Here is a 4798-nt window from a genome sequence, read left to right as displayed (position 1 = left end):
GCGTCTGTGAACCGGGAAATTCCCGCGGAAAGCGCCAGAAATGGCGAAATTCCGAAGTTCCAAAAGCCACTCTTCGGAACGACGCCACCTTCCGCCCTGTCAGGTCTCGTTGTTCAGACCTTCCTTAGCGCAATCCACGTTCGCTCTCCAGTCGATCGAGACGACGGCCCGTGAGCAGGCGCTGAGGACGTTGGCTGGTCATGCGGATCGACTTGTCATCGTTGAGTTCGATGTCCCAGATTTGATGCGTGGCAGCGATGCTTATTACCAGTCGCTTGCCCGGCGTTATGAGCTCGCGGCGTCGGAGTATGGTGAGAATGCCGTGCTGGTAGCAGGAGGGTTCCTCGCGCCCATGTTGTTAGGTCAACTTCGATCCATTGCCCCCTCCAACTATGAGCAGCCGGCAGACGCTTGGGTGGCGGAGCTGGAGAGGTCGGGCTACCGGGTTGTTGCTAAAGCCAACCTCCACGATTACAGCTGGGCGACGGCATTTTCGCTCATAGCTGTTCCAAGAGGCTGAGTGGGCGTGATGTTCTGTCGGGTGCAGGTGCGATGCAGGAAGTGCTGCTGTGTGTCGTGGTAGCGATGCGGCATCTCACATGGCGCGAAGGCATCGCCGATACTTAAGTCCATGGACATAACGAGGTTTGGCACTGAGAGGCGCCGCGCACTCCCACAACAATGAGCTTGCGGAAGGCGAGCTGATCTGCAAAAATTTGCTTCATAGGACTGCGTATTAGCAGCTGTAATGGATTTACGAGAAGGTGAGATGGGCAACAAAGCAGTAGCGCTAAGTGCAGCAGCACTGGCCGTGGTAGTCGCTGGCATCGTCTGGACGCATGAGGCGCGGAAGGTCGAGGTCCCAGCACAGGGCATCTCTCAGCATGAGACCCCCAACGCGTCAAACGAATCAGTCAAAGATCAGGTTGTGTCCCAATCCGTTGACAGGGGCTCTCATCTGGCGACGGGCTCTCGTGTCAGGCATCCGTTTCCAGAGGTTCCACGAACCCGAGATGGGATGAGCTTTGATAACGACCCGGGCTATGCCGAAAGCAAGGCCGAGCAGAAGTGGCTAGATCGTCATGGCTTTCCCAATGAAAAACAGCTCGACGCATACATGGGCGCGCCAGAGGCCCTGCTGAAGCAGGCCTCAGAGGCAGGGGATAAAGTCGCACAGACGATCTTAGACGCGCGATTACTCCCTTCTGATCCTATGGCGCAACAGCGTCTGGTAGACGCTGGAGCTGAGGGCAACCTTTTTGCATTGAATATGCTGGCGTCCTTCCAAGGCGGCAGCGCAAGCGGGGATCCTGTTGCTGCGTATGCAGTGTCGCGTGTGGCGGAAATGCGTGGAGATACCCGTGCGTCTGTTACTCGAGAAGTGATGATGTCTAAGTCACTTTCAACAGAGCAAAGAATGCTCGGGGAATCTGAAGCCTTGCGACTCAACGCCGAAATAGACCGGATCTACACTTCGAAGTATGGCAGGGCACCGGTAGTGGATAAACGTCCAATCGGTCAGTAGGTTTTGTTGGTCAATTGTTTTTAAAAGGAGTGGGGCGTAAATGGGAATTATGAAGAAGGTCGGCATCACAGCGATGTCGTTGACGGGACTTATTGGTGTTGCATTCGCGTGCTCGGAACTCCCGATGCCGCCACTGGTGCCAATTCAGGTGCCCTTGACGCAGTTGCCGAAGTTTAGCGACAGCAAGAATCCTGCCAATGCCCTTTTTATGGATAGGCTTGATTCGGCAGCATCCAAGCTGCTGGGTGAGGGAAATTGGGTCACAAACTCCTACAAGGGGTATGTTTCCTACACCGTAAAGATTCTCAACTATACTGGCCGTGGCATGGTCTACATTGAGAAGCCTTGCGGAAAGAAGGCAAAGGAAATGGCCGAGAAGATTGCTCAGCAGACTTCGAGCGGCGGCGGTGGTGGCGGCGGCTCCGCTGGAACCGGTGGTGGTGGTGGTGGAGTGCTGATTGGCGGCGGTTGCTACGGCTCTTGCGGTGGCAGAATTCCGACCGGTGACGTAGGTCCCATCGAAACCCTGCCGAGCTGAGATCAGGTTGAGCTCTTCTGAAGACGCCCCAGTTCAAAGCTGGGGCGTTTTTTTCTGTTACCAGGAGATTCTCGTTCTTCAAAGGGTGAGGGGAGCCAGGTAGCGCTGGCGAGGTTGAAAGCGTTCCGTTGGCCTACACGTTAGGGCTCTGTGGGCGTTACCAGACTTTGAGAAGCTCCTCAATGGAATGCTTGAGCAGCGCCGCGGTGGCACCCGAAAATTGATTCCACGCTGCATTGGCGGCGATGCGTCTCACGCAGTGCGACAAGACCGCTGATACTCAAGCCCATGAACAGAGCTGAGCTTCGCCGTCACCTCGAACGCCTGGATGCGGCCGTGCCCGCCCTGCGCGATTCTAGTCCTGATCATCGCCACTTCTGGCACGCCTTTGCTAGCATGGCGGAGGCCATCGAGAGCAAGGCGATGACGAGCGAGGATGCGCAGTTTGTCAGTCGACGAGCCGATGAAATCTTGTCGTGGCACGGGCTCGAGAGCAGCGACGAAAGCGCCTGCTGACATCAATCGCTGCCCGTCCATCTGCCATTCCTTTGACCCGCAAGCCTTTCTGGGCATGCATGGTGCTGTCCACCAGCGCTGGGCCTCTGAAAGGGACCTTAGCTTCGCTGTCCCTACCGTAAGGACAGGCCTCCTTCTCGACGCTGGCGCTTTGTTGCGGCCCTTCGCTGCGCGCTGCTTGCGCAGTGCTCGCTCTCGGGTGCGGTAGGGCCGGACGCTTCGCCTGTCGGTTCCCACGAGGCGCACAACGCGCTGGTGGAGAAGAACCGATGAAGCGCACCCGAGACATCAAGGCTCAATACCAAATTCAGATGGACGAAGAGGGCATCTTGCTCGCAGCAGCCACCATCCTGGAACAACGCCTTCATCGGCAAGGTCGCATTGACAGCCCGGACCAAGCCGGCGACTACCTGATTGCCCGCTGCGCTCACCTGCCGCACGAAGTCTTCGGAGTCGTCTTCCTGGACATCAAACATCAGATCTTGGCAACGGAACATCTCTTCTTCGGCACCATCGACGGCTGCGAGGTGCACCCTCGGGTGGTCGCCAAGCGCGCCCTGGATCTGAATGCTGCTGCCGCTATCCTTTTCCACAACCACCCAAGCGGCAACCCAGAGCCAAGCGAAGCCGACCGCAAGGTCACCGAGCGCCTGCAGCAGGCTCTGGGCCTTCTCGACATCCGGGTGCTGGACCACTTGGTGATCGGCGGGCGTCAGCACACCAGCCTTGCAGCAAGAGGGTGGGCATAGCCCCTCTCTTTCATCGGTTGTTGGCATAGGGCCACCAGTGCGCCTGATCTTCCAAGAGACCGCACGCTGCGCTTGAGGCCGGTCATTAAGCTCCTTTCGTTGCTTACGCCATTACGGCAAGATCCAAATGTGAAATCGAAGGAGGGGACTGTTGATGCGCCAGGATGCGATCAAACTGATTCAACGCTTGGGGAAGCATGATGCCTGACCGAGTTGAGCAACTCTTTGAAGGGTCTGATGAGTTGTTGGAGGCTTTGGCGCCTATCACCTCGGTTCCGCCATTTGATCAAAGTGATCGACTGCAAGTCTGTCGCGCCCTTTGCCTGCTTTCGATTGAGCATGCCGTTGCGAGTCGCTGTCTTCTTTCGGTTGGTGCGGGACCATCGACGGTCATCATCCACCGAGCGCAGTTCGAAGCGCTGGTGAGAGCCGTCTGGGTCCTTTACTGTGCAAGCGATGATGAGGTGGCCTGCTTGAAGGAAGAGCTGACACCGACAAGTGAATCATTAGCTGCTCGCTTGCCGATGCTCTCCAAGATGCTCCAAGCTCTGGAAACAGTGAAGCAGGCAACCGAGCCGCTACGGGCGTTTTTGGAGTTCAAGAAATACTCTTGGGCGGCACTCAACTCGTTTGTCCACGCGGGTGCACATGCACTTCATCGTTTACGAACGGGCTTCCCGCTTGAACTCGTGGAACTAATCGTCAAACAAAGTAACGCGCTCGTAGTGATGGCTCACATGCAACTCGCGATCATAACTGGTAGTCAAGACGCGGTGCGCTGGGTCGCCAAGACGGCGGATGGCTTTTCCGATGTGCTTCCTCTGCGAAAACGTTAGGCTATGCTCAATAGCATCGGTCGCGGACTTTCAGGCTGGCGAGTGGCAAAGCTTACGATGCAAAGTTCTCGCATTAAGGCCTGAACAAGTGAGGGGGGCGGATGACGAATATCAGCAAGGCGGAAAGCTTCGATGACGGATTTCTCCGCGCAGCACTTGAAGTCATCGCCAAGCGCGATGAGCGTAAAGTCACCATCGACAGCCAGGACTTCGATGGCCTGAAACAGCGACTTGATCGCTCACCGAGCACGACGCGCTTCACGCAGCCGATGGCTGAGTTCTACCTCGGTATCCCGAGACGACAGTTCGACAAGCTCAAACGAGAGCAGGGCAATCCCTTTGCAGCCAGCAAAAGCTCGCCACGATTCATCACCAAAGCCGAGCTTTTGACGTGGTATGCCAAAATCACGAAAGCACGCGAAAAGATCCAAGAGCCTATCTCGGGCAAGTTTGGCAGAACGGGGAAGGGCATTCCCTTCATTGTGATCCGCGAGTCCTCAGAAAAAATCAAGAGCGTGATCTCGCATGCGGGCATCACGGACCTTGATATGAGTGCGATTGAAGAAGCCTTCCGCGATGGGGCAACGGTGGTGGCTCTGACCATTGATCAAGCCTTAGGGAAGGTCTGATCAAC

The 4798-nt window shown here is 56.5% G+C and carries 6 protein-coding genes and 1 pseudogene; all 7 read left to right on the top strand.

The window, feature by feature from the left end; translation table 11 throughout:
• Positions 1-109: 109 nt before the first annotated feature.
• Complete coding sequence (locus J7360_RS20710; protein ID WP_244667868.1) at positions 110-520, top strand: hypothetical protein; 411 nt, start codon at positions 110-112, stop codon at positions 518-520.
• Positions 521-1018: 498 nt separating this feature from the next.
• On the top strand, positions 1019-1525 hold the full coding sequence (locus J7360_RS20705) for a hypothetical protein (RefSeq protein WP_042805052.1): 507 nt from the start codon (positions 1019-1021) through the stop codon (positions 1523-1525).
• Between the two features lie 40 nt (positions 1526-1565).
• Positions 1566-2063 (top strand): hypothetical protein, encoded by a 498-nt coding sequence (locus J7360_RS20700; protein ID WP_116906914.1) that lies wholly within the window; start codon positions 1566-1568, stop codon positions 2061-2063.
• Positions 2064-2351: 288 nt separating this feature from the next.
• Positions 2352-2579 carry a hypothetical protein gene (locus J7360_RS20695; protein ID WP_209034709.1) on the top strand — a complete coding sequence of 76 codons (228 nt, stop codon included), beginning with the start codon at positions 2352-2354 and terminating at the stop codon, positions 2577-2579.
• 269 nt (positions 2580-2848) lie between these two features.
• Positions 2849-3328, top strand: coding sequence for a DNA repair protein RadC (radC, locus tag J7360_RS20690; RefSeq protein ID WP_209034707.1), 480 nt, complete (start codon positions 2849-2851; stop codon positions 3326-3328).
• Between the two features lie 197 nt (positions 3329-3525).
• Positions 3526-4164, top strand: a complete 639-nt coding sequence (locus J7360_RS20685; protein ID WP_209034705.1) for a hypothetical protein — start codon at positions 3526-3528, stop codon at positions 4162-4164.
• Between the two features lie 101 nt (positions 4165-4265).
• Positions 4266-4781 (top strand): annotated as a pseudogene (locus tag J7360_RS20680) (hypothetical protein); the annotation flags it as partial.
• Positions 4782-4798: the final 17 nt, after the last annotated feature.

The organism is Xanthomonas sp. D-99, from assembly GCF_017746145.1.
Taxonomy (GTDB): Bacteria; Pseudomonadota; Gammaproteobacteria; order Xanthomonadales; family Xanthomonadaceae; genus Xanthomonas; species Xanthomonas cissicola.
Note: the sequence above shows the minus strand (reverse complement) of the source record. Positions and strands in the feature narration are given on the sequence as shown.

Coding starts and splice junctions, on each gene's coding strand:
- J7360_RS20705 (WP_042805052.1), top strand. CDS start 1,019: ATGAGCTTTGATAACGACCCGGGCTATGCCGAAAGCAAGGCCGAGCAG.
- J7360_RS20700 (WP_116906914.1), top strand. CDS start 1,566: ATGGGAATTATGAAGAAGGTCGGCATCACAGCGATGTCGTTGACGGGA.
- J7360_RS20695 (WP_209034709.1), top strand. CDS start 2,352: ATGAACAGAGCTGAGCTTCGCCGTCACCTCGAACGCCTGGATGCGGCC.
- radC (WP_209034707.1), top strand. CDS start 2,849: ATGAAGCGCACCCGAGACATCAAGGCTCAATACCAAATTCAGATGGAC.
- J7360_RS20685 (WP_209034705.1), top strand. CDS start 3,526: ATGATGCCTGACCGAGTTGAGCAACTCTTTGAAGGGTCTGATGAGTTG.